Raw genomic sequence first — 25,990 nt, 5'->3', positions numbered from 1 at the left:
ATAAATGTGTATTATTTGTGAATGAGGGTATTAGAACTAATATACATTTAGGGGTGGTTTTTAGTGAAGGAAGAAACAAATCAAACAAAGGGAAGTAATAAAGATTTTTCGAGTAAGTTTCCTCATACCTATGCGATATTACTTGCTATAGTCATTATCGGTGCTGCATTGTCCTACGTAATTCCAGCAGGGGAATACGACCGTGTAGAAGTTGATGACCGTGTAGAAGTTGTCAGTGATAGTTATCATGCTGTGGAGCAAAGTCCAGTTTCCTTGATGGATTTATTTATGGCGATACCGAATGGTTTGATGGAAGCATCAAGCATTGTATTTTATATCTTTTTAATTGGTGGCGCTTTTGGAGTTATACGTTCTACAGGAGCGATTGAAGCAATCATTCAAAAAGTAATGAGAAATGTTGGTAATAATGAAGTGCTTTTAATACCTGTTGTCATGTTCATCTTTTCTGTACTAGGATTTACAACCGGTATGTCCGAAGAAGCAATTATTTTTGTACCCATCGGTATCATGTTAGCTGTAGCACTCGGTTATGATGCTATGGTCGGGACTGCAATGGTTACCTTAGGAGCCGCATCAGGTTTTATAGGAGGGATGTTTAATCCATTTACTGTTGGTGTCGCCCATGGTATTGCGGAGTTACCAATATTCTCGGGATGGGGCTTTAGAACTGTTGTTTATATTATTGTTTTAGCGGCTGGAATTTTGTATGTAATGCGCTATGCTAAGAAAGTTAAAAATGATCCAACTAAAAGCCTTGTTTACAACGAAGGACAATATGGGCAGCTCAATTTCACCGATGCGGACATGGAGAAATTTGAATTGTCAAAGAGACATATCGTTATCGTTGTGTTATTCGCTTTGACAATTGCGATTAATGTGTTTGGTATCTTTCAGTACGACTGGTTCTTAACAGAGCTTGCCGCAAACTTCTTTGTAGTAGGTATAATCATTGGTTTTGTTGGTGGATTAAAACTTAATGACATTTTTGATTCTTTCATAGATGGTATGAAAATCGTAGTTTATGGTGCAATCATTGTTGGTTTCGCTAGAGCGATACTTGTAGTCCTTGAGTCAGGACTAATTATAGATACGATTATTTATAGTATGAGCTCTGTATTAGACCTTGTACCAAACTCTCTCACCGCAGTCGGTATGCTTATCGTACAAGTGTTTATTAATTTCTTTATTCCATCAGGCTCAGGTCAAGCTATGACAACAATGCCTGTTATGGTGCCGATCTCTGATTTACAAGAGATACCTAGACAAGTAGCTGTACTGGCATATCAGTATGGTGATGCAATTACAAATAGTATTATCCCAACATCTGCATCTCTTATGGGTGTCTTAGCTGTCGCAGGTATACCATATATTAAATGGGTCAAATTTATTTGGAAGTTAACATTGATATGGTTAGTTATCGCAGCAATTGCTTTAGTTGTAGCGACTTTAATTCACTTGCAATAATAATGTCAGAAACTCAGACTTTAGTTTGAGTTTCTTTTTTTACTTTAATAAATGTACAGAAAATTTGCACAATTATATTTAGGTGATATGATGGAAATAAATACAAATATAAGGAGGAATTTCATGGGCCCGACTTGGCTTAAGTTAGCTGTGTTGTATTTAGTTATCGGGATATCAGTTGGTTTATTTATGTCGTATACGATTCAATTAAACTGGGCAGCAGGACATGCACACACGAATGTTGTTGGTTGGTTAACAACGCTTGGTATAGGTGCTGTATTATGTGTTTATCCTCATTTGGCGAAGAATAAATTAGGTATAGCAACGTTTTGGCTATACCATATTGGTGTACCTTTATTTATCTTTAGTACTTTTTATGTACAAGTCAATCCAGGGGTTGCGCATATATTCACTTTTATAGGTGGACCAATGTTTCTCATTGCTATTATCTTATTCGGGATCAATTTATTCTTAAATTTAAGAGAATCTAATACTTCAAACTACGAACAAAAAGTATAATATTTGGAGGAACCGAGATGTGCCTTTATAATGGAAGTAATCACTAAATGAAGGCGGGAAGTTAAATGGTTAACTTAAAAGCATATTATGATTCAGGGCTTACAATTGATGCATATCGTCAGACTCTTTCAGATCTAAAATCCGGTTTCGATAAAATTTACGATGAACACGAAGTTCAACAGGATTCAGATTTTGAACGCTTAAAAGAGAGTGGCAGAAAATTATTGGTCATTGCTGAACCTTGGTGTGCACATTGCATGTTAAACCTTGCAATTTTGTTTAAATTGTCAGAAGCAGCGGAAACGGATGTTAGAGTTGCCTTAAGAGATGAAAATCTAGAATTAATGGATGAATATTTAACTAATGGTAATAGAGTCATTCCTAAGGTTATTGCACTTAACAATTCAAATGAAGAAGTAGCAGTTTGGGGACCAAAAGCACCGATGACTGACTTAATTCAAAAAGACTTAATGAAAGACATGCCAGAAAAAGGCACAGCTGAATATGAGGCGGCCTTTGAAGGTGTTAAAAAAGAGATGAGAGAAAAATTCTCTACATCACCAGAACTGTGGCAAGCAGTGGAAACGGATTTAAAACAAGTATTAAGTTCGTAACAAAAAGACTTAGAAATCATACAGATTTCTAAGTCTTTTTTATTAGGCCTTCTGTTTTCTTGTACTGATAAATATTCCAACAGCTAGAATTATTATGATTCCGATGGATTGGTAAATACCTAAGCTCACATTTAAAAGTAATACTGATGTAATCACTGCAGATACAGGCTCTAGTAAACCTAGTATACCTGTCTCTGTAGAGCTTAAATATTTTGTACTTGTGATATATAAGAAAAAGGCGAGTGTTGTACCGAGTAAAATGGATAGCACCAAAATAAGAATTTGGGTAAAGGTCCAATCAAATTGATATTCAAATTCCCAAATCGGATGAATAAAATTCATTAGTATACCACCGACTAGCATTGACCCACCTACAAGTTGAAGTGGGTGTAAGTATTGCATTAATACTGGTGCATGAATGGTGTAGTAAGCAAGTGCGATACCAGATAAGAGACCGAATGCCAAAGCAAGTGGTGGTACTGATAGGCTTTCAATGTTGCCATTTGTAGCAATTAAAAATACACCTATGATCATCGCAAGTATTATTATCGCTTCAAATTTAGTCCATGGTCTATATTTCTTAAAGATGGCGTAAAGGATAATATATATTGGCCCCGTACACTGTAAGACAGTTGCTACGGCAGCATTTCCATAACCGATGGCAGCCATAAATGTATATTGAACCATAGTCATTCCGAAAATCGAGTAGATTAAAAACATTAGAGTAGTATGTTTTGTCCAAACAGTACGATGTCTTTTTCTAAAAAATAAGGTGTATATGGACAGTAAAATCACACCGCTAATTAATAATCTCGCAGTGACATACCAAGAGACATTAGTCGGTGTATGCGTAAGTATGTAATCTGATGCAGTACCCCCAATTCCCCATAAAGAGGCACCGATTATAACAAAAATTAAACCTTTGATATGATTTTCATTTTTCATGGTTGGCATACCTCCTTTATTAAATGTGGTAAAATGAAGTAAGGTGATTGAATGATTTTTATAGGACTGACAGGCTGGGGTGACCATGATTCACTATATACAGAACTGTCAAACAAAAAAGATAAATTGATGACTTATGCTTCACATTTTCCAATTGTAGAACTCGATGCTACATATTATGCCATACAAAGAACATCTACAATAGAAAAATGGTGTCAGGAGACACCAGAGTCATTTAAATTTGTTGTTAAGGCACATCAATTTATGACAGGGCATAGTGATTATCGTGATTACTATGATTCAATTAAAGATGTCTTTATAGCATTTAAAGATATGTTAAAACCAATGCAAGAAAGAAATAAACTCGCTTTTGTCTTACTACAATTTCCACCGTGGTTTGATTGTACAAGTAAAAATATAAGATATGTAAAATTTGCAACAGAATTATTAAAACCATACAAAATTGCAGTAGAATTTCGTAACCAAACATGGTTTCAAGATGAGTATAAAGAAGAAACGCTTAGTTTTTTACATGACTCAGAATTGATTCACAGTATTTGTGACGAACCCAATGCTGGTATCGGGTCAATACCATTTGTTAACAGAGTCACTGATGATATTGCCTTTATTAGACTACATGGTCGTAACGTACATGGTTGGACCCAGCAAAATCGAACTTCTGATGAGTGGCGTGAGGTACGTTATCTATATGATTATAACAAAGATGAGCTCGCTTGGTTGAAAAGACAAGTGGATATTCTAAAACATAAAACGAAACATATATATATCGTCTTTAATAATAATTCCGGTGGCCATGCTGCAGGAAATGCCAAGACTTTTATAGATTTAATGGATATTGAATATAGCGGGCTATTTCCTAAACAATTGAAACTATTCTAAGGGGCTGGACGACATGATTACAGTTGTCATTATACTGATGTTAATCGGGTTACTCTCTTCTATTTTAGGATCACTCGTCGGTATTGGCGGGGGTGTTATTGTTGTGCCTGCACTAATGTATTTCGGACTATCTTTAGGGCTCTTACCTTCGATAACACCTCAAACAGCTGTCGGTACATCTAGTATGCTATTAATTTTCACAGGCTTAAGTGCGATGTGGTCGTATGCAAAAAACAATCAAGTTGATAGACAAAATGGTACGCTATTTTTAATCGGACTAATTCCTGGAGCCTTCACAGGTTCTTATGCGAGTAGTCTTTTTACAGTGGATAGTTTCAATTTATACTTTGGTGTCTTCCTAATTTTTGTTTCTATTTTGTTGGTCGTTAGAAACAAGATTAAACCATTAAAAATATTTCAAAATCCTAAATATATGAAGCCTCATAGAGACAATATGGGGAATGTCTATCACTATGGTTTCCCACCGTATCTGGCTATTGCAATTACGTTTCTAGTTGGTTTTGTAACGGGGCTCTTCGGTATTGGTGGTGGCGTACTGATGACGCCGCTCATGTTGATGGTCTTTCGTATGCCACCGACTATTGCCATTGGTACAAGTATGATGATGGTCTTCTTTTCTGGCTTATCCTCTGCCTCAGGTCATATACTACAAGGGAATGTCGTCTTTATGTATATACTCTTACTTGTGCCTGCTGCTATTTTAGGTGCGAATATAGGTGTTAAGATTAATCAGAAATTCAACTCAAACAGTCTCGTTATCATCTTACGTTCTGTTCTATTCCTACTGGGTATATATTTAATTTCTCAAACTTTTTTCTAAGGAGTGTATAGTATGGAAGTGAAGATTTATCACACAAATGATATTCACAGTGCGTTAGATAACTATGTGAAATTTACTAGTTTTCTTAACGATAAAAGACACCAATACAGAGATAACATGGTATATGTGGACATTGGTGATCATGTTGACCGCTCACATCCATACACTGAGGCAACGCTCGGTAAAGGAAATATTGAACTATTAAACGAAGCGACATGCGATGTTGCGACGATAGGGAATAATGAAGGTATTACCCTTACAAAAGATCAATTGAAACACCTTTATGATGATGCGAACTTTGATGTTATTTGTACAAACTTAAGAGAGGTTGGTGCGGATAATCCATTTTTTAAACCCTACACTATTAAGGAAGTGAAGGGTGTTAAGATTGGTTTTATAGCGGCGACTGTTGAATTTACCCCATTTTACTTAGCCTTAGACTGGGAAGTTGCAGATGCATTCTCATGGGTTGAAAAATATTTAGCTGAACTTCGGGGTAAGGTGGATGTCATTGTTATGCTAAGCCATCTTGGTATGTATGATGATGAAAATTTAGCGAACCGCTTTCCAGAGATTGATTTGATTTTATCTTCACACACACATCACCACTTTGATTATGGCGAGCGCATTAATGGCGTACTCTTAGCTGCCGCTGGTCGATACGGTGAGTATATTGGAGAAGTGACCTTGAACTTTCAAGGTAAAAAATTGATCGGTAAAAATGCAAAATTGATTGAGGCCGACTTCCTTGCACCTAAAGAAAACAATTATTATCAACTCGGTAAAGAAATGCTGAGTAATACAGTGATTAAAAGTGACGCCTATCCGATTGAAAGACGACTGTATTCTGCCTCTCGTTTTGCATCCTTACTAGCTTATATGATACGAGATTTTACAGACAGTGATGTAGGTCTTATTCATACTGGTCTAGTGGCGAGTCCGTTTGAAGGTGGAGAATTGACAGAGTATGCTTTACACAAAGTATTACCACACGCGATTAATGCTGTGAAAATCGAGTTGACAGGACGAGAAATGAAAGAAGTTTTTACAGAAGCAAATCGTCATGAGTATAAGGATGAGATTGTCAGGGGCCTCGGTTTTAGAGGTGATATATTTGGTGCCTTTGTCATGGATAATATATCGTACGTTCAATCTGAGAGAGAGTATTACATCGGCAATGAATTAATTGATGATGGACGTACATATTCACTTGGTACTTTAGATATGTATACATTTGGTCGTATTTTCCCACAGTTTAGATATTCAAAAAAAGATTATATGATGCCAGATTTACTCCGCGACATTATCAAGAACTATTTAAAATGCTTATAGTCATTTATAAAAGCTTGTGTTATAATGAAAAACAATTGAATAAAAAAAGTAGAGGTTGCGTTTTTTATCAGTAAATATTCTAGCAGGCATGCGATTAGGAATATCGAAAGGGAAAGACGCCGAAGAATAAGACCGGCGGGTACTTATTCTGGGTCTTAGTTTAAGAGACTAAGGACTGTCAGTTATATGATGCGCTACAGTACATTGGAATCATAAATGCGTACATAATAGCGTGTTTATGGTTTTTTTTATTTGAAATTTTTAGGAGGAAATACATATGGAATCTTTTTTAAGTTGGGAATACATGCCCTTGGTCCCACCTTTACTCACACTGATCTTAGTTATTATAACTAGAAAAGTCAGTATCAGTTTAGGTGCCGGAATTGTGACTGCTGCTTTCGTTATTGCTGGTGGGCACTTTGGTGAGTTCTTCCAAATTTTAATCGACTCATTTTTAGCAATATTTATTGAAGATGGTGGTTTAAACACATGGAACGCCTTCATCTTAATCTTTTTAACATTACTTGGTATTATGACTGCATTTATGAACATGTCAGGCGGTGCAAAAGCCTTTACGGAATGGGCCTTAACGAAAGTTAAAACTAGACGTGGAGCGGGTCTTATTACCGGACTTTTAGGCGTTATTATTTTTATAGATGATTACTTTAGTTCTTTAATTGTTGGTCAAGTTGCCAAACCCATCACGGACAAATTTAAAATTTCTAGAGCAAAGCTTGCATACTTGGTTGATACAACAGCTTCTCCAGTATCTATAATGGTTCCAATTTCAAGTTGGGGTGCGGGTATTATGGGTATGACAGCTCCATTGTTAGTCAGTGCTGGTCTAGAACATATTTCTCCTTTCCAAAGCTTTATGTATATGGTGCCAATGAACTTCTATGTCATTGCTGCAATGGCAATTATGCTTTTCGTTATTATTTTTAAGTTCGATATTGGTCCGATGAGAAAACAAGAAGACTTAGCCATTAACGAAGGTATTTTAAGGGATAAGGTACCTGATATGGCAACTGAAGAAGACGACCTCCCAGTTCATGAAGGCTCCAGTGCTAAAGCATTAACAGTACCAATCATCGGTTTAGCAATAACTGTTATTGCAAGCATGTTCATCTCTGGGGGGATTGCGGCCGGTTCTTGGACCTTAATCGATATGTTGGAGAATATGATGATTACCCACTCATTAGTAATTGGTGGTCTTGTAGGGCTAGCTTTAGCTCTAGTTTACTATATTGGACATACAAAGAACGATGATAACTTTGGATCTAAACAAGTACTTTTAGGAATTAAAACAGGGTTCCTTGCAATGTTTCCAGCAATGTTAGTCTTAACTTTCGCTTGGATGATTGGTGGTTTAATTACTGAACTCGGAACAGGTGATGTGCTCGGAGGTATGGTTGAAAGTTCTAACCTGCCCGTTTCACTTGTTCCTGCCGTCATTTTTATTGTTGCATGTATTATGGCTATGGCAACGGGAACAAGCTGGGGTTCATTTGGTATATTAATTCCAATTGCAGGCGAAATTATGATTTCATTAAATGCAACTGATTTATTATTACCATCAATTGCAGCTGTACTAGCTGGTGCGGTATTTGGTGATCACTGTTCACCAATTTCTGATACGACAATTCTATCAGCAACTGGCTCCGGGGCGGACTATATCGTTCACGTAATGACCCAGTTACCTTATGCCATTTTATCAGCTGTTATCGGGCTAGTTGCCTTTGTTGTACTCGGGACAACACTTAGTGTTGGTCTAGCACTACTAAGTTTACTTGCATGTTTAATCGTCGTATTTATTGTTGTAAAATTCATCTACAGACCTGTATCTAAAGAAACCACATAAGAAATAACTGTGGTAAAATAGAGTTATTATAGGTAAAGGATGTGTCAATGTGATTACCATTGGTCATATGAACTTTGAACTCGTGGAAAATTACCGCGATGCATTTGATGAAGAGGTCTTTGTTGAAAAGTATAGTGAACTACTAAATAAATATGACTATATCGTCGGCGATATTGGTTATGAAAAATTAAGGCTTGCTGGTTTTTATCGATCTTCTAAACGTAAAATAGAGCCGGATAAAAGAGCAGACACAATCCAAGAATATTTAAATGAATACTGCAACTTTGGATGTGCTTACTTTATTTTAAGAAAAGTAACTAAGGCAGAATTGAAGACACAGAATGAAGAAAATGGTGAAGAAGCGGAGGTGTAAACCTTAGCTTCTTCTTTTTCTATGATATGATTAATACGAATAGATTAGATGAGGTGACTTATGTATTTTGTAGATAAAACGTTATTAAATAAGCGTTTAGCTTATATTGAAGAGATGTCGAAATTAGTAGACACAGACGACAAACTTGCCTTGGAACGCACGTGTCAGATGTTGATTGAAGCGACTGTTGATGTCGGGAATATGATCATTGATGCTTTTATCTTAAGAGATCCTGGTAGCTATCAGGATGTTATTGACATAATGGAACAAGAGAAAGTCATCGATATTAATGATGCATTGAAATTTAAAAATACCTTAAAATGGCGTACAGAGTTAACTAGAAATTATACGGATATTGACCATCAAAGTATGAAACGTGATTTCCTTGATAACATTGATGCCTACAAAAATTTTAAGGCAAGTTTTGAACACTTCAGAAAAACTGATCCTCAAGCTGTAACAGCTTTTTCGACAGATGATGTATAAGGGTTATTTGATTGATCTTGATGGAACGATGTTTAATGGAGACGAGGTCATTGATGGTGCAAGGGAATTTATAGATCGTTTGAATGAAGAAAAACTGCCTTACTTATTCTTAACAAATAATGCGACGAGAAGTAAAAATGAATTGCAAGAAAAATTTGATGTTCTGGGTTTTAAAACCTCTACGCATCATATTTATACTTCTGCTATGGCGATGGCGAAATATATAGAGGAACATTATAAAGCACCTAAGGTATTTGTCATTGGTACAGATAGCTTTAAAGCTACACTAGAAGAAGTTGCAGAGCTGACAGATGAAGCAGTCGATGTGGTTGTAATGGGCCTTGATCCAACGATTACATACGACAAGATTATTCAAGCATGCAGGTTAATTCAAAATGGTGCTAAATTTTTAGCGACGAATCCTGACCAGAAAATCAAGAGCCATTTTGGATTTTCACCTGGTAATGGTGCCTTTGTGAAACTAGTCAGTGATGTAACAGGTGTAGACCCAACGATTATCGGTAAACCTGAAAAATTTATTTTAGAAGGTGCCTTGGTTCAACTCAAACTTAATAAAAAAGATGTCGCGATGATTGGGGATAATTATGATACCGACATTTTGACAGGTATCAATGGCGGGGTAGATACGATTCATGTGAACACAGGTGTCCATAGTACAAAAGATGTTAAATCACGTAATAAAGTTCCGACACATCTAATAGATAATTTAAGTGAATGGCAGTTATAAGCACTAATGTTAACCTTTAAAATTAAGGGTTAACATTAGTGCTTTTTTCTGATAAACTAGCTCTATCGATATAGGTGGAGGAAAATAGAATGAAGACAAAACAACTTGTTCAGGCTGCTCTATTTGTTGGCCTCATTGCAATTGCTGCACAAATTAAAATACCCCTTGGCCCAGTGCCTTTTACTTTACAGTTGCCTATGGTGATACTTTGTGGCTTATTGTTGGGCACAAAAACAGGCGTCGTTAGTTTGATTATATATACATTAATTGGTCTACTTGGTGTACCTGTTTTTGCGGGAGCTGCAGGTTTAGGCGCCTTTGTTTCACCAACATTTGGATTTATTTTAGGGTATATACCCGCAGTGTTAATTTTTGGACTGGCTAAAGAAAAATCATTTATAACTATGTTTATGTGGACGCTTTTAGGGATGGCAGTAGTCTTCTTATTTGGTACATCTTACTTTGCTTTTGTTATGGGTGTCGTTCTAAATACACCGATGGCATTTCTTGAAATTCTTTTCGTTACGGTGATTCCTTTCCTAATTAAGGACATTGCCCTAGCGATTGTAACAGTCGCCTTAGCGCGGACATTAGAAAATCGAGGCTTAAGACTTGCATAGTAAGATAAAAAATTCAGACTTTCAATTGATGGATGTTTATGAGTAAATCCCTTATAATAGTTGCTAGTAGGAGAGGCTTATTAATTGATTGGAGTGAACTTATATGGCAGTCAGTCAAGATACTATGTACGAACAAGTCGAAGAGGTACTGAATAAATTGCGTCCATTTCTACTTCGTGACGGCGGAGACGTTGAACTCGTTGATGTAGAAGATGGTATTGTTAAGCTTAGATTGCTTGGTGCATGTGGGACATGCCCTAGCTCAACGATTACTCTAAAAGCGGGTATCGAACGTGCGTTACTTGAAGAAGTACCAGGCTTTGTAGAGATCGAACAAGTATTTTAACTTGCAACTGGAGACGCTCGTGTCTCCAGTTTTTTTATTGTATGGTGAGGTGTTTTTATGTTTACAATAGCAGAATTTTGTAATGCAAATATGCAAAAAGGAACTGAGGATGTTTATCGTGCTTTAGACCAGGATCTTGCAATTGATGTGGTGGATTATGAGTGCACAAACAATTGCGGCTTATGTTCTAAGACATTCTTTGTTTTGATAGATGGAGAGATTGTCTCTGCTAAAACTAAAGAGCAGTTGTTAGAAAAGGCATATAAAAGAATAGAGAAGAATAATAGAGATCTATAATTATAAACGGTTGATTGGTGTAGCTAAAATGACTGTAGTATAATTAAATTATAAAAACTTGTGGTAATAGTATTTAAAGAGGAGTGATTTTATGTCCACAGTAACATTGACTGAGAGTGCGGCATATGAAGTTAAAGATATGCTAGAAGCTAATGATATGGCTGACGGCTACCTCCGTTTTAAAGTACAGGGTGGTGGTTGTACAGGGCTTACTTATGGAATGGCTGCTGAAACGAATATAGGAGAAAGAGATGAAGTATACGAATACTACGGTGTGAAAATGCTTGTAGATAAATTCGATTTACCTGTTGTAGATGGTACCGTAATCGACTTTAAACAATCGTTAGTCGGCGGCGGATTTACGATTGAAAATCCAAATGCGAGCTTGTCTTGTGGCTGCGGATCTTCCTTTAGAACGAAGACGAATGCGGGTGCGCCAGCAGACTGCTAAAATCAAGGAAAACGCTTGAATTATTGCGGTATAGTGCTAATATTGTAACTGGTATGCATGATATATATAAATAATTCTTGCACAACAAATTACGCTTGTAGGAAGGAAAATAAAAATGAGTTTTGAAAGAAAAAAAATTCTCGTACTTGGTGCGGGCTACGCTGGATTATCAACTGTAACTAAACTACAAAAACTACTCAGTGTACAAGAAGCTGATATCACATTAATCAACAAAAATGAATATCATTATGAATCAACTTGGTTGCATGAAACAGCAGCGGGATCAATGAACTGGGAAGACGGAGTTTATCCGATTGCTAAAGTTGTTGATAATATGAAAGTACGTTTTGTGCCTGCAGAAGTGACTAAGATTGATCGTGATAACAAAGTTGTTCAAACGAACCAAGGTGAATTTGACTTTGATATTTTAGTTGTATCACTTGGCTTTGAAAGTGAGTCATTTGGTATTGAAGGCATGGATGAATATGCTGAAACTATCGTCAGTCCTCAATCTGCAGTAAAAGCTCGTGAAGAAATTGAGAAAAACTTCATCAACTATAAGACGAGTCAAGATAAGAGAGACCTCGCTATCTTAGTGGGTGGTGCTGGATTTACTGGCGTTGAATTCTTAGGTGAACTTGTCGAAACTCTACCTGAATTATGTAAAGCACACGGTATAGATTACAATGATGTCAAGATTACTTGTGTTGAGGCAATGCCTACAATGTTACCAATGTTCTCTGATGAGTTAACTCAGCACGCAGTTGACTTCTTAGAAAAACGTGGTGTTGAATTCATGCTTGGTACAGCGATTGTTGCTGCTAATGATAAAGGTTTTGTTGTTAAAGTGAATGATCAAGAACAGCAAATTGAAGCTTCAAGCGTAATCTGGACTGCAGGTGTACGTGGTTCTAAATTAATGGAAGAATCGTTTGAAGGTGTGAAACGTGGAAGAATTGTAGTTAATAACGATTTAACTATAGATGGATATGACAATATTTATGCAATCGGTGACGTTGCAGCGGTAATGAACGGCACAGGTAAGGATGCACGTCCTTACCCAACAACAGCTCAAATCGCAATGCAATTAGGTGAACACACTGCTAAGAACATTAAATTGAGTTTAGATGGTGATAAGAAAGAACCGTTTGTATACGATGACAAAGGTACTGTATGTTCTTTAGGTTCTAAAGATGGTATCGGTGTTGTTATGGGTAAAGAAATTAAAGGTAAACCAGCTGCTTTCATGAAGAAAGTCATCGACACACGTGCAGTGTTCAAAATCGGTGGCCTTGCACTGGCTGCGACTAAAGGTAAATTCATGTAAGTTAAAAGTTAGCATTATGCATGGGTATATATAATGCCCATGCTTATTTTTTTGGAGGAAACATATATGGCAATGAATGTCGTTCAGTTATTTATATCTGTATTACTATATTTCGTTTTATTTTACGGAATTAGTTTTATACTGAACATGATTTTAAAAATGACATGGATTATGGCGGTTGTTTATCCTGTAATTGTTCTTTGGATTATAGGTAGAGTTTCATTATTTGATTACATAAGTAGTCCGGGAGAATCGTTTAATACGCTTTGGAGTAATATTATTGGCATCTCTATTTACGATATCATCATCTTAGGTTCAGGCTTAATCGGCATCATACTTGCAGGGATGACGATTCGTTATTTAAGAAAAGCAGGTTATCAAATGTTCTAGGGGGATCTTTTTATGAAAGTGAAATTTGAAGAGAGTTATGTGGCTGATGATTCAGTAATTGTCATTGGTTTACCAGAAAATGTTGAAGACATGAAAAATTTTGCAGAACTCGATACTTTGTTAAATGGATTAACTAAGGAAATTATTACAGCGAATGTGCTATCAACTAAGTTGAATAAGGTAACAAAGACAGGCGTAACAATTCAAAGAGAATACAGAAAAGTTGTTGCAGTTGGACTCGGTGATGCTAGTCAATTGACGGTGCTAAAAGTCCAGGAAGCACTTGGTAATGTATTTCAGTTCATGGAAAAAGAAAAGGATAACAAGGCTCAAATTATTTTGGATACATTCGCTTTCGAAGCTGCTGAAGTTGCAGATGCTATCGGTTTAATGGCAAAGGTAAGTACCTACGAACCAGTCGGCTATACTTCAGACAGTAAACAACAGTTCAGTGAAGGTTTAACGCTTACACTTGTTACAGAACACGATGTCACTAAATACTTCGAACACGGTGAGAAAGTGGGTTCTAGTATTAACTTAGCTAGAAATTTTGCAACGATGCCACCAAACTTATTATATCCAGAAAGTTATGCGGATTACTTAGCTCATAACTTTAAAGATCACCCTCATGTTAAGGGTGAGGTAAAAGATTTTGACACCTTAACCCAAGAAGGTTTTGGTTTATTGACAGCAGTCGGTAAAGCCTCACAAAGAAAACCTCGTCTTGTAACGATTGAATATAAGCACCCGGATGCAAAATTTGACGCGCCTATCGTACTCGTCGGTAAGGGGATTACTTATGACAGTGGCGGTTATTCATTGAAGAGTCGTAATGGCATGCGTTCAATGAAATTCGATATGAGCGGTTCTGCAAATGTAGTGGGGATGATTGAAGCTGTATCCAAACTCGACTTACCAGTACATGTTGTCGCAGTACTTGCGTTAGCAGAAAACATGGTAGATGGTAATGGCATGCGTCCTGACGATGTGTATCAATCTTTATCAGGTAAAACAGTAGAAGTGTCAAATACAGATGCAGAAGGTCGCTTAGTACTAGCTGATGCTGTTTATTATGCCGCAAAAGAGTATCAGCCAAAAGTAATGATGGACTTTGCAACTTTAACAGGTGCCGTTGTCCAAGCGATAGGTGAATATCGTACAGGAATATTTACGGATGTCGATAGAAAAGTGATGAATAACTTGTTAATCAGTAGTAAAGTCACAGGTGAAGATGTATGGCAATTACCACTTTCAGAGCATGAAGAAAAACGTGTGAGAAAGTCAGATATAGCTGATTTAATCAATGCCGACTTTAAACCAGGCGGCGCATCATTTGCTGCTGCCTTCATTAAAGAATTCACTGAAAACACACCATGGATTCACTTTGATATTGCAGGTTCAAGTAATAGTACTAGTGTGACACCATTTGGTAAAAAAGGTTCAACTGGTGTAATGATTAGAACAATTGTTGATTTAATCGAATCAGGGACACTATATGAGTAAAGGATTGATTGAACTTCTTGGCATCAATGTCTTAGAGGTAGAAGACGGTACATGTTGTATCGGTATGGAAATAACATCAGATACACTACAGCCCTTTGGTTTTGTTCATGGAGGGATTAATGCAGTTCTAGCAGAAACTGCTGCCAGTATAGGTGCCAGTCATCAAATTGAAGATAATCAAATTGCATTCGGAATGGAGCTTAATATTAATCACTTAAAAGCAAAGAGACAAGGCACTTTAATTGCTAAAGCAGTGTTGAGACATGCAGGTAAATCATCGCAGGTTTGGGAAATTGATATTACAGATGATGCAGATGATTTAGTTGCAGTTTCTAGATGTACCATGGCAGTAAGACAAAAATAATATATAAGATTGAAATCCCCCTTTAGCTGTAACTGTACAGCTAAAGGGGGATTTTTATGTTTACCGGTCAATGAGCTCCGACATCTACCTGTAAAATAAAAAAACCTGCACGACATCTGTAAAGATGTTATGCAGGCATATACTTTAATCGTCGAGTTCTTTGTCTTTACTACGTTCGATTTTAAGTCTGACATGCTCTTCGGTCTCAATCTCTGAACCTGTCTCATCTCGTTTCAATTCATTAAGAATGGTGAGTTTGTAAGGTTCAACGTCGGAGTGAAAGGCACTTCTGGCAATCATATGGGCACCAACAGGTGCAGATATGAAGATGAATATAATCGCTAATATCAGCTGGGTTTCGATTTCTGCTTGATAGTAAGCAAAGTAGATAAATACCCCGATCAATGTCATACCGACACCTAGTGTCGAGCTTTTCGAAGCGGCATGGATTCTAGTATAGGTATCAGGTAAACGAATCACGCCAATGGCTGCTACTGCTGTGAAAAAGGCACCACCGATTAGAAAGATTGTAATGAGACTAACTATTATTATCTCTATCATTTTCGATGATCACACCTTTCTCTAGGAATTTAGCAAAGCCAACTGTACCGATAAAACCAACCATTCCGATTAGCATAATTATAGGTAAGAGATAGGTTGTTTCTAAGACGATGGATAATAGACCAATCATTCCCATCAAGGTTACCCCAAATGCATCAAGTGTGACAACTCTATCATGAAGTGTAGGTCCTTTAATTGTTCTGTACAACATACCAAGCATAGTGATCGCAAATACGATAATTGAAAAGATTACGATAATATATACAAATGATGTCATGGTTGAGCCACCTCTTTTATTACATTTTCAAAAGCAGCTTTAATGTTATCAATTTCCTCATCCGCATCATCCATATCTAGGCCGTGAATGTAAATAATGGAGTAGTCATCTGATATCGCAACAACGACTGTACCTGGAGTTAAGGTAATTAATGTCGAAAGTAAAGCAACTTCCCATTCTTCTTCTAAATCATTTGGATATGCATAGAAACCGGGATGGATGTCAATTTTTGGTGACATCACAATTTTTACAACATCAATATTCGCTTTGACAAGTTCTATTATAAAGATAAACAGTAGTTTAATCATTAAGTACAAACGGCGTAAGTAGAATCTACCTGGTAAGAAGTTTCTAAATAAATATACTGCAACCAAGCCGATTAAGTAACCAGTGACAAAGGTTCCAACAGACATGTCAGCATTCATGAACATCCATAGAAAAGCTAAAATGATGTTTACTAATAGTTGAAATGACATTTATTCCACCTCCATCAAGTAGTTAGAATATGATGACGGATCGAAGAATGATTCGGCAGCCATTTCAAATACTGGGTAAAGAAAATCTGCTGATAAACCAAACACGATTGAAACGACTACAAGTCCGACTGCTGAGAAGAGTAGTTTATCTGATTTGATATCTCTAAGCTCAAGACCTTCTCTTGGTTCTCTAAAGAATACATTGATGAATAACTTCATAATGCTAAATAGGACAATCAGACTTGATAATAAGACGATAATTGCTGCTATAACGTGGTCGTTAAGGAAAGCTGACTCTACGATGAACAACTTACCGTAAAAGCCTGGTAAGGGCGGCACACCAGCAAGTGATAGGGCAGCAATAAAGAAAGTCCAACCAACAACTGGGTGACTATTAATTAAGCCACCTATATCTTCTGAATTATTCTTACCAGTTCTGTAGATGATGAAACCAACAAGTAAGAATAGGGCGCCCTTAATGATCATATCGTGTATTAGATAATACATCGCACCGATTGATCCAGCTTCATCCATCATAGCAAAGCCAACAACGATCACACCGACGGCAATCATAATATTGTAGATGATGACCATTTTCATATCAGTGTAAGCTAAAGCACCAATACAACCTACGATGATGGTTAACAAGGCAAGTAATAGTAGCACTTGATGGGTATAACCGACATCGTGTTGGAAGAACAGTGAAAATGTTCTAGCTATCGCATAAATACCAACTTTAGTTAATAGTGCACCAAATAAAGCAATGATAGGAATCGGTGGTGCATTATAAGAACCTGGCATCCAGAAATACAGCGGGAATAGTCCTGCTTTTGTTGCAAAAACAAATATGAATACTACTGCAACTAAGGTCATGACAGCTAAATTACCATCATAATTGGATAGCTTTATCTGAATATCAGCCATATTCAATGAACCAGTGATTGAGTAGAGATAAGCTAAACCAATTAAGAAGAAGTTTGAAGATACAACGTTAACAACGAAATATTTAAACCCTTCCTGCAATTGAATCTTTCTATTACCGAGTGTAATAAGTACATAAGATGCTAAGAGGAACACTTCAAAGAAGACGAACATATTGAAGATATCACCTGTCGTAAACGCACCAATAATACCTGTGATCATGAACATGACCATTGGATAATAGTAATATTTTTCTCTTTCATAGCCTATGGACTGGAAAGAGTAAACAACTGTGAAAAATAAGATAATCGATGTTGTCAGTACTAACAATGCAGCGACCATGTCATAGACAACACTGATTCCAAATGGTGCGGACCAATTACTTATAAAGGTCACCATCGCACCGTTCTTAAATACGTAATATATACTATATGCGCTAATACCAACCATTAGGGCACTGGTAATTGCTGAGACTATTCTGTGTGGAATAGGACGTTTGCCCATGAACAACATTATGACACCAGCAAAGAATGGAAGAATGATTGGGAGCATAGGTAAAATGTTAGTCGCCATGAGGAACTCCTTTCATATCTTCTGTGTTATCCGTACCAAGCTCTTTATAGTTTCTTAAGAGCAAGATCAGACTAAATGATGTCAGTGCAAATGAGATTACAATGGCTGTCAGTATCAAGGCCTGGGGGAGTGGGTCTGTGTAAGTCGAGACAGAGTCATCGAGTACAGGAACATTACCCCGTTTCAGTTGACCCATAGTTAAAATCATTAAATGCACACCATGTGAAAGTATTGATATACCAATAATTATTCTTAAAACACTTTTAGACAATATTAAATATGTTGCACTAGCAATTAATATGCCAGATAAGATTATAGTAACAAGTTCCATTAGTCATCCATCCCCCCAACTAGGGATACGATTAACAGTGCTGTTCCAGCTACTGTCATGAATACACCGATATCAAAAGCGACAGCTGTGTGTAGTGCAACTTCCCCGAATATAGGAACATTGATATACGTATGTTGATGGGTGAAGAAAGGTACTCCAAAGAAATACAAGGCTGTCGGTACAGCAATAGCTAGAAATAGACCGATACTGATGATTAGATGGAAGTTTATCGGAATCATTTTTCTTACAGTCTCGAAATCAAAAGCAATCAATAGAAGGATGACTGCTGAAGCTGCGAGTAGACCACCGACGAAGCCGCCGCCTGGTTCATAGTGTCCAGCCAAAAACATGTTTACTGAGAAGAGTAATATGATTAAAAATATTACTCTGCCCGTAAACTGAATGAACACATCGTTCATCTGACGTTGGACCTTACTATAGCCAGCTCTCTTAAGCGTGCTCTTCATTATTATCATCCTTTCCTTTTACTTTTGCTTTCATTAATGCATATATACCGATGCCGGCAATACCAAATACTAATGTTTCCATGAGGGTATCGTAACCACGGAAGTCAACAAGAATAACGTTGACCATGTTACCGCCAGCAGCGAGCTCATAAACGTTTTCAATGTGGAATTGGCTGATAGACTCAAACAATCTGTTTGAGTACGCCGATAGTCCAAAGAGGATAACGACAGCACCAACACCAACTGAAATAATAAAGTTGGTAAATTTAAATTTAATCGTTTCTTCATGCTTAGACTTTTTCGGTAAATGATAGAAACATACTAGGAATAAGGTCGTCGTAACTGTTTCTATAGATAACTGCGTCAGGGCAAGATCCGGTGCTCTAAAGAAGGCAAAGAACAAGGCCATAGAGAAGCCGATTGCACCTAACATGATGATTGAAACCATGCGTGAACGCGTCATCATAATGATAGCTAGAGAAATCAAGATAATGATCACGAGAACCATATCCTGGATACCAACATCTGCAAAGTCATCGAATGTGATTGGAAGACCTGTAAAGAATGTTGTAATGATACTAAATAGAACGAAGAATCCAAAGATATAAACCATATAATCTCTAAAGAAGCCAGTCATTACTCCATCGGTTGCTTTTTTAGAACCGAGTTGACTATACAGTAGTCCTTGATCATATAAATAATTAAGAGTGAAATGTTCTTTATGATAGTCATATATAAACATCCAGCTATTTCTGAAGATATACATGACTCCACCGATGACGATAATAGCGACTGTTGCCCATAATGCTGGGTTATTAAAACCGTACCAGTGTGAAATGTGTGTGTCTAAGGCAGTATCTGTGCCTAAAATACTCATAGCTGCTGGGTCAATAATCGTACCTGACAGGACATTTGGGAATAGTCCGAAAATAATCACTAAAGCAGATAAGATAATTGGTGAAATTAAGAGTAAAGCTGGTGCTTCGTGTGGTTCTTTTGGAGTGTCATAACTTCTATCTCCAAAGAAGACACCATGAATGAGTTTAAGTGAATAAACGAATGTAAAGATACTACCTACAATTGCTAGGATTGGGAATAGTACACTCCAATCAGCTAAGGCGCTAAAGTTTGCATGACTAATCTCAAACATCGCTTCTAGGAATAACTCTTTCGATAAAAATCCATTAAATGGTGGAATACCAGCCATTGAAAGTGCTGTAACCAAGGTCATCGTAAATGAGATTGGCATGAGTGTTAATAGACCACCAAGTTTTCTAATGCTACGTGTACCTGTTTCATGGTCGAGAATACCCGCTACCATAAACAGAGAACCTTTGAAAGTTGCGTGGTTAATAATGTGGAAAACAGCTGCAACGACAGCGACTGTAAATATTTCCTCATTTGCACCAGTCGCTACTGCAAGTGCACCCACACCGAGTAAACTCATTATAAGTCCGAGCTGAGAGACTGTAGAAAAGGCAAGCACACCTTTAAGATCATCTTGCTTGATAGCGTTGAACGACGCCCAAACCAGTGTAATCAGTCCGCCGAGTAATATGATCCACACCCAAAGCTCACTAAAGGCAAACACTGGTGTAAACCTAGCAACGAGGTAAAGGCCAGCTTTAACCATAGTTGCTGAGTGAAGGTAGGCACTGACTGGAGTCGGTGCTTCCATCGCATCTGGTAACCAGATATAAAATGGAAATTGTGCTGATTTAGTAAAGGCACCAAGTAAGATTAAAACAACTGCAATGGGTGTGAGATTACTATCGATGATTAGATCGACATTACCAATCATTTCTCTAATGCTGAAGGTGCCTGTAATAATGTACAGAACAATAAAACCACCAAGCATCATAAATCCACCAAAGAAAGTAATCAGCATGGACTTCTGTGCCCCGTATATTGACTTATCTTTCGTGTACCAGAATGCAATTAATAGAAAACTGGAAATTGAAGTTAGCTCCCAAAAGAAGTAAAGCATTAAGACGTTGTCATTTAAGACAACTCCTAGCATGGCAGTCATAAAAATAAGTAGGTAGACGTAAAAATTGCCAAGCTTCTCTTCTTTTGACAAATAACCAATTGAATATAAAACCACTAGTGCACCTATACCAGAAATTAAAATGGCGAACAATAGTCCAAGTCCATCTATGTATACATCAAAATTCATACCGATTCTCGGCATCAAGTTTAAAGTTTGATGAATTGGTCCATCAGTCGACACTGTGGGTATAAGTGAAAATAAATATGCAGCAATCACAGCAGGAACGGGTAGAACAAACCAGCCGAGATGTACATCTTTAACATACCTGTAGATAATAGCAATCGCGATTGCTGCTATGACAGGTAAAAATATAGCTATGTGTATAAATGTCAAAGTGTATCCTCCTCAAACGATATTATATTAATTTAGTATACAATAATAATTATATAAAATAAACGCATACCGTTTGAAATTATGAATAAGTACTTTATACTGTATATATGGATGGAATTAGAAAAGCACTTAAAAATGAAAGTGAAATAATTTCATTTTTAATACACTGTAATTGAAATTTATAAAACTTTATTGGGAGGCCTTTTTAATGGCATACACACAGCTAACAAGTGAAATTTTAGAAGGTGAAACAAAAGCAGTTATCAAAACAAATATGGGTGACGTCACTGTAAAATTATTTAATAATGTTGCACCTAAAACAGTTGAGAACTTTGTGACACATGCAAAAAACAATTATTATGATGGATTAATTTTCCACAGAGTAATCAAAGACTTTATGATTCAAGGTGGTGACCCAACTGGTACAGGCATGGGTGGAGAAAGTATTTGGGGTCAACCATTTGAAGATGAGTTTTCAATGGAGGCATTCAATTTATACGGCGCTTTATCTATGGCGAATGCTGGACCGAACACAAATGGGTCTCAGTTCTTCATTGTTCAATTAAAAGATGTGCCATCAGACATGCTATCTCAATTAGAAGGCGCAGGTTATCCTGCTGAAATTATAGAAAGCTACCGTTTAAATGGTGGGACGCCTTGGTTAGACCACCGTCACACAGTATTTGGACATGCTATTGAAGGTATGGATGTAATTGAAAAAATTGCAGCTGTTGAAACAGGAAGACAAGATAAACCTGTAGAAGATGTCGTTATTGAAACGATTGAAATCACAGAGTAAGGTAGATTTTTAAAATATATAAGTGTTTAAAGTTTAGATCTTAGTATAGCTCTTCAATAATGAAGGCGTACTAAGGTCTTCTTTTTTATTTAGTGTGTTAATAAAATGTAGAAAAAAACTATCACAAATTAGTCATTATTACTATCTTTATTTAATAAATCACTCTGATATACTAAGCAATGTGAAGGTGAGTGATTTAAAGATGATGCCATTCTTATATTTTCCTGAAGATAAAACAGAATATATTCCTGCACTAATAATGCTCTTAATATTTATGCTCTTGGCGTTTATCGTCTATAAACTCGTCAAAAAATATTCTCGTAATGAAGAGGAAAAAATGAAAGAGTTTGAAGAAAAGGTTCTTGAAAGACTAGAACACGAAGAGCAGGAGAGAAACAACAAGAACTAGATTCAGCCTTAAAAATATTGAAGTGACTTACATATGATATGACTTCGAGCGAAATTAGACTCGGAAGTGGCGTGTGCCGTGTAAAAATCTTAAATTTAAGATTTTTACACGGTTTTTTTGGTTGTTTTAAATACTTGTGTTAAGATAATTATGATTAATACAGAAAAAGCAGGGATATCATGGCAAAAAAATACCGAGTTGGCCAGTTCGTAAAAGTCAAAGTTACTGGTATTCAGTCGTACGGTGCTTTTGTCAAAACTCCTGATAATCGCGATGGTCTGATCCATATTTCTGAAGTGATGAACGATTATGTTCACGATGTGAATCAATACCTGTCCAAAGGACAGATTGTTAAAGCGAAAATTGTTAGCATCGATAACAATGGAAAAATTAGTTTATCGTTGAAAGAAAATGAATACTTTAAGAACGAAGAGAAAAAAAGAGATAAGCGTTCAGTATTGGAGAAGATTAAAGATACCGAAGCGTACGGCTTTCAATCTATTGAAGAGAGAATGCCAGGTTGGATTAACGAGGCATTAGCCCGCATGAACGAATAAGTAATATTAAGGATCTGCTATGCAGGTCCTTTTTATTTTGAGAATATTTATACACAGTTTGCTTATAAATTCGTTTAGTAATATGGTTTAGTAAAGTATAAAATATCGTTGTAATGTATACGTTTTCAAACGTTGGTTTATAAGCACTTAACTGAGTAAATAAAAAGCTTGCTAAATATGTTAATCACAGTCATTATGTAAATAAGAGATGTAAAAATTCTGTATATTATGAGAGATTTTAAACATTTAAGGAGGATTAATATGACAAAAACACAAGATATTATTAAGGCGACAGAAAAACACGATACGGATATTTATAAACCACTACCGATAGTAATTTCAGAGGCAGAAGGTTCATGGGTAAAGGACCCTGAAGGTAATAAGTATTTAGATATGCTAAGTGCTTATTCTGCTGTAAACCAGGGGCATCGTCATCCTAAGATTATTCAAGCACTTAAGGATCAAGCAGATAAGGTGACCTTAACTTCACGTTCTTTCCACGTGGATTGCTTGGGTGAATGGTATGAGCAACTTAGCCAATTATCAGGGAAAAACAGAGTGTTACCGATGAATACAGGTGCTGAGGCTGTTGAATCTGCAATCAAAGTGGCAAGACGATGGGCTTATCAAGTCAAAGGGGTAGCATCAAATCAAGCAGAAGTTATTGCGATGAAGAGTAATTTCCACGGGCGTACGCTTATTCCAATGTCCATGTCTTCTGAAGCAGCTTACCGTAAGGATTTCGGACCTGAAGGTGAAGGCTTTGTGCTCGTTAATTATGGTGACCCAGAGGCACTAGAGGATGCGATTACTGACAATACAGCAGCAGTAATACTAGAGCCAATCCAAGGTGAGGCAGGCGTGAATATTCCACCTGCAGGTTACTTGAAAAAAGTTAGAGAAATATGTGATAGAAATAATGTCTTATTCATATCCGATGAAATTCAAGCGGGCCTTGGCCGTGCAGGTAAAATGTTTGCGACTGACTGGGATGAAGTTGTACCTGATATGTATATTCTAGGAAAAGCTTTAGGCGGTGGAGTTTTACCAGTATCAGTTGTCCTCGGTGACGATGAAGTCCTCGGTGTGCTTGATGAAGGATCACACGGTTCTACATTCGGAGGAAACCCTCTGGCAGCACGAGTGTCTCAAGCGGCCTTGAATGTTTTAATTGATGAGAAATTGCCAGAGCGTTCACAGGAACTCGGTGAGTACTTGCTTAACAAGTTAAAGGAAATCGATCATGAAGCCATAGTGGACTTAAGAGGTAAGGGTCTATTTATAGGCTTAGAATTAAATAAGTCAGCGCGTCGTTTTTGTGAATTGTTAAAAGATGAAGGTGTCCTTTGTAAGGAAACACATGGTACTGTCGTTAGATTCGCGCCACCTTTAGTCGTATCAAAAGAGGATTTAGACTGGGCAGTGGAAAAAGTGAAGAAAGTTTTCTCGGAAGATGCTTTCTAAAATATTTCTTTATGATACAATACAATTGTATGAAAACAGTTACAAAAAGAGGCGGATAAAATGTCAGAAGAAATCAGTTTAGTTGAATCAACACAGAGTGTCATTAAAGAAGCGTTAGATAAACTTGGTTATAACGATGATATGTACCAATTAATCAAGGAGCCAATGCGTTCATTAAAAGTTCGTATCCCTGTTAAGATGGACGATGGCTCAGTTAAAGTATTTACTGGTTTTCGTGCACAGCATAACGATGCTGTAGGACCAACAAAAGGTGGGGTCCGTTTCCACCCTGGTGTGTCTGAAGACGAAGTAACTGCATTATCAATGTGGATGACTTTAAAAGCAGGTATTGTTAACCTACCTTATGGTGGAGGTAAAGGTGGCATCATCTGTGATCCGCGTGAGATGAGTATGGATGAAGTTGAAAGATTGTCACGGGGATATGTTCGTGCGATTTCTCAAATTGTTGGACCGACAAAAGATATTCCTGCACCTGACGTATTTACAAACTCTCAAATCATGGCATGGATGATGGACGAGTACAGTGCCATTGACCAGTTTAATTCACCTGGATTTATTACAGGTAAACCGCTTGTCTTAGGCGGATCAGAAGGACGTGACAGAGCAACAGCCCTAGGTGTTGTTGTGTGTCTTGAAGAAGCGCTGAAAAAACGTGATATGAAGATTGATGATATTCGCATTGTCATTCAAGGCTTTGGTAACGCCGGGAGTTTCTTATCTAAATTCCTCTTCGATAGAGGCGCGAAAATCGTAGGAATTTCCGATGCACACGGTGCCTTACATGACCCAGATGGTTTAGACATTGACTATCTTTTAGAACGTCGTGATAGTTTTGGTATGGTGACGAACTTATTTGATGATGTCCTATCAAACTCTGAACTATTCGAATTAGACTGTGATGTTATTATTCCAGCAGCAATAGAGAACCAAATTACAGAAGCTAATGCAGATAAGATTAAAGCTAAAATTTTATGTGAAGCTGCAAACGGACCGACAACGACAGAAGCGACACGTATTCTAACTGATAGAGGCGTACTTATAGTACCGGACGTACTTGCGTCTGCAGGTGGGGTTACTGTATCTTATTTCGAATGGGTTCAAAATAACCAAGGTTATTACTGGACTGAAGAAGAAGTAAACGAAAAAATGGAAGAAAAATTAGTTTCAGCATTTAACGAAATTTATGAACTCCATGAAAATCGCCAAATCGACATGAGACTAGCAGCTTATATCGTTGGATTAAAACGTACAGCAGAAGCTTCACGCTACCGTGGTTGGGCGTAAATATTACTTAAATAATTGTTAAAGTCCGTAGGCTATCTTTGTTGTTGTAAGGATAGTTTACGGAC

31 protein-coding genes and 1 riboswitch are annotated in these 25,990 nt (G+C 37.1%); of the genes, 23 read left to right on the top strand and 8 right to left on the bottom strand.

The genetic code is table 11. The annotated features are described in order from the left end of the window. Window positions 1–63 precede the first annotated feature (63 nt). The 3 genes from V6E76_RS03930 to V6E76_RS03920 all read left to right on the top strand — a co-directional run bounded on the left by V6E76_RS03930 (window position 64) and on the right by V6E76_RS03920 (window position 2,618). Window positions 64–1,485, top strand: a complete 1,422-nt coding sequence (locus V6E76_RS03930; RefSeq protein ID WP_247350229.1) for an AbgT family transporter — start codon at window positions 64–66, stop codon at window positions 1,483–1,485. Between the two features lie 123 nt (window positions 1,486–1,608). Further along, window positions 1,609–2,004, top strand: a complete 396-nt coding sequence (locus V6E76_RS03925; RefSeq protein WP_166627227.1) for a hypothetical protein — start codon at window positions 1,609–1,611, stop codon at window positions 2,002–2,004. A 65-nt stretch (window positions 2,005–2,069) separates the two neighbouring features. Then, window positions 2,070–2,618, top strand: coding sequence for a thioredoxin family protein (locus tag V6E76_RS03920; RefSeq protein WP_247350232.1), 549 nt, complete (start codon window positions 2,070–2,072; stop codon window positions 2,616–2,618). A gap of 42 nt (window positions 2,619–2,660) precedes the next feature. Here the strand turns inward: V6E76_RS03920 and V6E76_RS03915 are convergent, their stop codons facing one another. Beyond that, on the bottom strand, window positions 2,661–3,563 hold the full coding sequence (locus V6E76_RS03915) for an EamA family transporter (RefSeq protein WP_247350235.1): 903 nt from the start codon (window positions 3,561–3,563) through the stop codon (window positions 2,661–2,663). Window positions 3,564–3,614: 51 nt separating this feature from the next. Between V6E76_RS03915 and V6E76_RS03910 the strand changes: the two genes are divergently transcribed. From V6E76_RS03910 to V6E76_RS03840, 15 genes are all read left to right on the top strand, one after another. Beyond that, a complete protein-coding gene (locus V6E76_RS03910) occupies window positions 3,615–4,463 on the top strand; it encodes a DUF72 domain-containing protein (protein ID WP_026867354.1) in 849 nt (282 codons plus the stop codon). Between the two features lie 13 nt (window positions 4,464–4,476). After that, window positions 4,477–5,304, top strand: a complete 828-nt coding sequence (locus V6E76_RS03905; protein WP_247350238.1) for a sulfite exporter TauE/SafE family protein — start codon at window positions 4,477–4,479, stop codon at window positions 5,302–5,304. 12 nt (window positions 5,305–5,316) lie between these two features. Continuing rightward, window positions 5,317–6,636 carry a bifunctional metallophosphatase/5'-nucleotidase gene (locus V6E76_RS03900; protein ID WP_166627224.1) on the top strand — a complete coding sequence of 440 codons (1,320 nt, stop codon included), beginning with the start codon at window positions 5,317–5,319 and terminating at the stop codon, window positions 6,634–6,636. Window positions 6,637–6,677: 41 nt separating this feature from the next. Continuing rightward, window positions 6,678–6,841, top strand: a riboswitch (Lysine riboswitch). Between the two features lie 72 nt (window positions 6,842–6,913). Next, window positions 6,914–8,497 carry a Na+/H+ antiporter NhaC family protein gene (locus V6E76_RS03895; RefSeq protein WP_247350241.1) on the top strand — a complete coding sequence of 528 codons (1,584 nt, stop codon included), beginning with the start codon at window positions 6,914–6,916 and terminating at the stop codon, window positions 8,495–8,497. 67 nt (window positions 8,498–8,564) lie between these two features. Next, window positions 8,565–8,870, top strand: coding sequence for a YutD family protein (locus V6E76_RS03890; protein WP_499797710.1), 306 nt, complete (start codon window positions 8,565–8,567; stop codon window positions 8,868–8,870). A gap of 60 nt (window positions 8,871–8,930) precedes the next feature. Continuing rightward, on the top strand, window positions 8,931–9,356 hold the full coding sequence (locus tag V6E76_RS03885) for a DUF86 domain-containing protein (protein ID WP_247350243.1): 426 nt from the start codon (window positions 8,931–8,933) through the stop codon (window positions 9,354–9,356). Next, the gene (locus V6E76_RS03880; RefSeq protein WP_026867360.1) at window positions 9,346–10,104 is read left to right on the top strand and encodes a TIGR01457 family HAD-type hydrolase; all 759 of its coding nucleotides are present in this window, start codon (window positions 9,346–9,348) and stop codon (window positions 10,102–10,104) included. Before V6E76_RS03885 ends, V6E76_RS03880 begins: the two co-directional genes overlap by 11 nt. Before the next feature lie 89 nt (window positions 10,105–10,193). Further along, complete coding sequence (locus V6E76_RS03875; RefSeq protein ID WP_026867361.1) at window positions 10,194–10,724, top strand: biotin transporter BioY; 531 nt, start codon at window positions 10,194–10,196, stop codon at window positions 10,722–10,724. Window positions 10,725–10,827: 103 nt separating this feature from the next. Continuing rightward, window positions 10,828–11,070 carry a NifU family protein gene (locus V6E76_RS03870; RefSeq protein ID WP_135096050.1) on the top strand — a complete coding sequence of 81 codons (243 nt, stop codon included), beginning with the start codon at window positions 10,828–10,830 and terminating at the stop codon, window positions 11,068–11,070. 57 nt (window positions 11,071–11,127) lie between these two features. Continuing rightward, a complete protein-coding gene (locus V6E76_RS03865) occupies window positions 11,128–11,367 on the top strand; it encodes a DUF1450 domain-containing protein (protein WP_026867363.1) in 240 nt (79 codons plus the stop codon). Window positions 11,368–11,458: 91 nt separating this feature from the next. Next, window positions 11,459–11,818, top strand: a complete 360-nt coding sequence (locus V6E76_RS03860) for a HesB/IscA family protein (protein WP_198687919.1) — start codon at window positions 11,459–11,461, stop codon at window positions 11,816–11,818. A gap of 115 nt (window positions 11,819–11,933) precedes the next feature. Continuing rightward, window positions 11,934–13,145, top strand: a complete 1,212-nt coding sequence (locus V6E76_RS03855) for an NAD(P)/FAD-dependent oxidoreductase (RefSeq protein WP_026867365.1) — start codon at window positions 11,934–11,936, stop codon at window positions 13,143–13,145. Window positions 13,146–13,211: 66 nt separating this feature from the next. Continuing rightward, window positions 13,212–13,535, top strand: coding sequence for a YuiB family protein (locus V6E76_RS03850; protein ID WP_035857152.1), 324 nt, complete (start codon window positions 13,212–13,214; stop codon window positions 13,533–13,535). A gap of 12 nt (window positions 13,536–13,547) precedes the next feature. Beyond that, on the top strand, window positions 13,548–15,038 hold the full coding sequence (locus V6E76_RS03845; protein ID WP_247350246.1) for a leucyl aminopeptidase: 1,491 nt from the start codon (window positions 13,548–13,550) through the stop codon (window positions 15,036–15,038). Beyond that, a complete protein-coding gene (locus V6E76_RS03840; RefSeq protein ID WP_247350248.1) occupies window positions 15,031–15,402 on the top strand; it encodes a PaaI family thioesterase in 372 nt (123 codons plus the stop codon). The genes V6E76_RS03845 and V6E76_RS03840 overlap by 8 nt, the downstream gene beginning before the upstream one ends. Window positions 15,403–15,546: 144 nt before the next feature. On the opposite strand, the gene mnhG is transcribed toward V6E76_RS03840, so the two are convergent. The 7 genes from mnhG to V6E76_RS03805 are packed head-to-tail and all read right to left on the bottom strand — an operon-like array spanning window position 15,547 to window position 21,391. Next, complete coding sequence (mnhG, locus tag V6E76_RS03835) at window positions 15,547–15,963, bottom strand: monovalent cation/H(+) antiporter subunit G (RefSeq protein WP_035857165.1); 417 nt, start codon at window positions 15,961–15,963, stop codon at window positions 15,547–15,549. Beyond that, complete coding sequence (locus V6E76_RS03830) at window positions 15,941–16,240, bottom strand: Na(+)/H(+) antiporter subunit F1 (RefSeq protein ID WP_026867370.1); 300 nt, start codon at window positions 16,238–16,240, stop codon at window positions 15,941–15,943. Before V6E76_RS03830 ends, mnhG begins: the two co-directional genes overlap by 23 nt. After that, window positions 16,237–16,716 carry a Na+/H+ antiporter subunit E gene (locus tag V6E76_RS03825; RefSeq protein WP_247350251.1) on the bottom strand — a complete coding sequence of 160 codons (480 nt, stop codon included), beginning with the start codon at window positions 16,714–16,716 and terminating at the stop codon, window positions 16,237–16,239. Before V6E76_RS03825 ends, V6E76_RS03830 begins: the two co-directional genes overlap by 4 nt. Then, window positions 16,717–18,210 carry a Na+/H+ antiporter subunit D gene (locus V6E76_RS03820; protein ID WP_247350254.1) on the bottom strand — a complete coding sequence of 498 codons (1,494 nt, stop codon included), beginning with the start codon at window positions 18,208–18,210 and terminating at the stop codon, window positions 16,717–16,719. Then, window positions 18,200–18,541: a Na(+)/H(+) antiporter subunit C gene (locus V6E76_RS03815; protein WP_026867373.1), complete on the bottom strand. Its 342-nt coding sequence runs from the start codon at window positions 18,539–18,541 to the stop codon at window positions 18,200–18,202. Before V6E76_RS03815 ends, V6E76_RS03820 begins: the two co-directional genes overlap by 11 nt. Beyond that, window positions 18,541–19,008 carry a Na(+)/H(+) antiporter subunit B gene (locus V6E76_RS03810; RefSeq protein ID WP_247350258.1) on the bottom strand — a complete coding sequence of 156 codons (468 nt, stop codon included), beginning with the start codon at window positions 19,006–19,008 and terminating at the stop codon, window positions 18,541–18,543. Before V6E76_RS03810 ends, V6E76_RS03815 begins: the two co-directional genes overlap by 1 nt. Beyond that, on the bottom strand, window positions 18,992–21,391 hold the full coding sequence (locus V6E76_RS03805; protein WP_247350261.1) for a Na+/H+ antiporter subunit A: 2,400 nt from the start codon (window positions 21,389–21,391) through the stop codon (window positions 18,992–18,994). The genes V6E76_RS03810 and V6E76_RS03805 overlap by 17 nt, the downstream gene beginning before the upstream one ends. A gap of 208 nt (window positions 21,392–21,599) precedes the next feature. Here V6E76_RS03805 and V6E76_RS03800 point away from each other — a divergent pair, with 208 nt between their 5' ends. The 5 genes from V6E76_RS03800 (at window position 21,600) to V6E76_RS03780 (ending at window position 25,925) form a co-directional block, all read left to right on the top strand. Then, window positions 21,600–22,190, top strand: a complete 591-nt coding sequence (locus V6E76_RS03800) for a peptidylprolyl isomerase (RefSeq protein WP_247350264.1) — start codon at window positions 21,600–21,602, stop codon at window positions 22,188–22,190. A 187-nt stretch (window positions 22,191–22,377) separates the two neighbouring features. Further along, window positions 22,378–22,599, top strand: coding sequence for a hypothetical protein (locus V6E76_RS03795; protein ID WP_499797709.1), 222 nt, complete (start codon window positions 22,378–22,380; stop codon window positions 22,597–22,599). A 179-nt stretch (window positions 22,600–22,778) separates the two neighbouring features. Further along, window positions 22,779–23,156, top strand: a complete 378-nt coding sequence (gene ygs, locus V6E76_RS03790; RefSeq protein ID WP_026867378.1) for a S1 domain-containing post-transcriptional regulator Ygs — start codon at window positions 22,779–22,781, stop codon at window positions 23,154–23,156. Between the two features lie 261 nt (window positions 23,157–23,417). Then, window positions 23,418–24,620: an ornithine--oxo-acid transaminase gene (locus V6E76_RS03785; RefSeq protein ID WP_026867379.1), complete on the top strand. Its 1,203-nt coding sequence runs from the start codon at window positions 23,418–23,420 to the stop codon at window positions 24,618–24,620. A gap of 60 nt (window positions 24,621–24,680) precedes the next feature. Beyond that, window positions 24,681–25,925 (top strand): Glu/Leu/Phe/Val family dehydrogenase, encoded by a 1,245-nt coding sequence (locus tag V6E76_RS03780; protein ID WP_026867380.1) that lies wholly within the window; start codon window positions 24,681–24,683, stop codon window positions 25,923–25,925. The last annotated feature ends 65 nt before the right edge of the window (window positions 25,926–25,990 follow it).

Source organism: Jeotgalicoccus huakuii (assembly GCF_036665975.1).
Lineage (GTDB): Bacteria > Bacillota > Bacilli > Staphylococcales > Salinicoccaceae > Jeotgalicoccus > Jeotgalicoccus marinus.
Note: the sequence above shows the minus strand (reverse complement) of the source record. Positions and strands in the feature narration are given on the sequence as shown.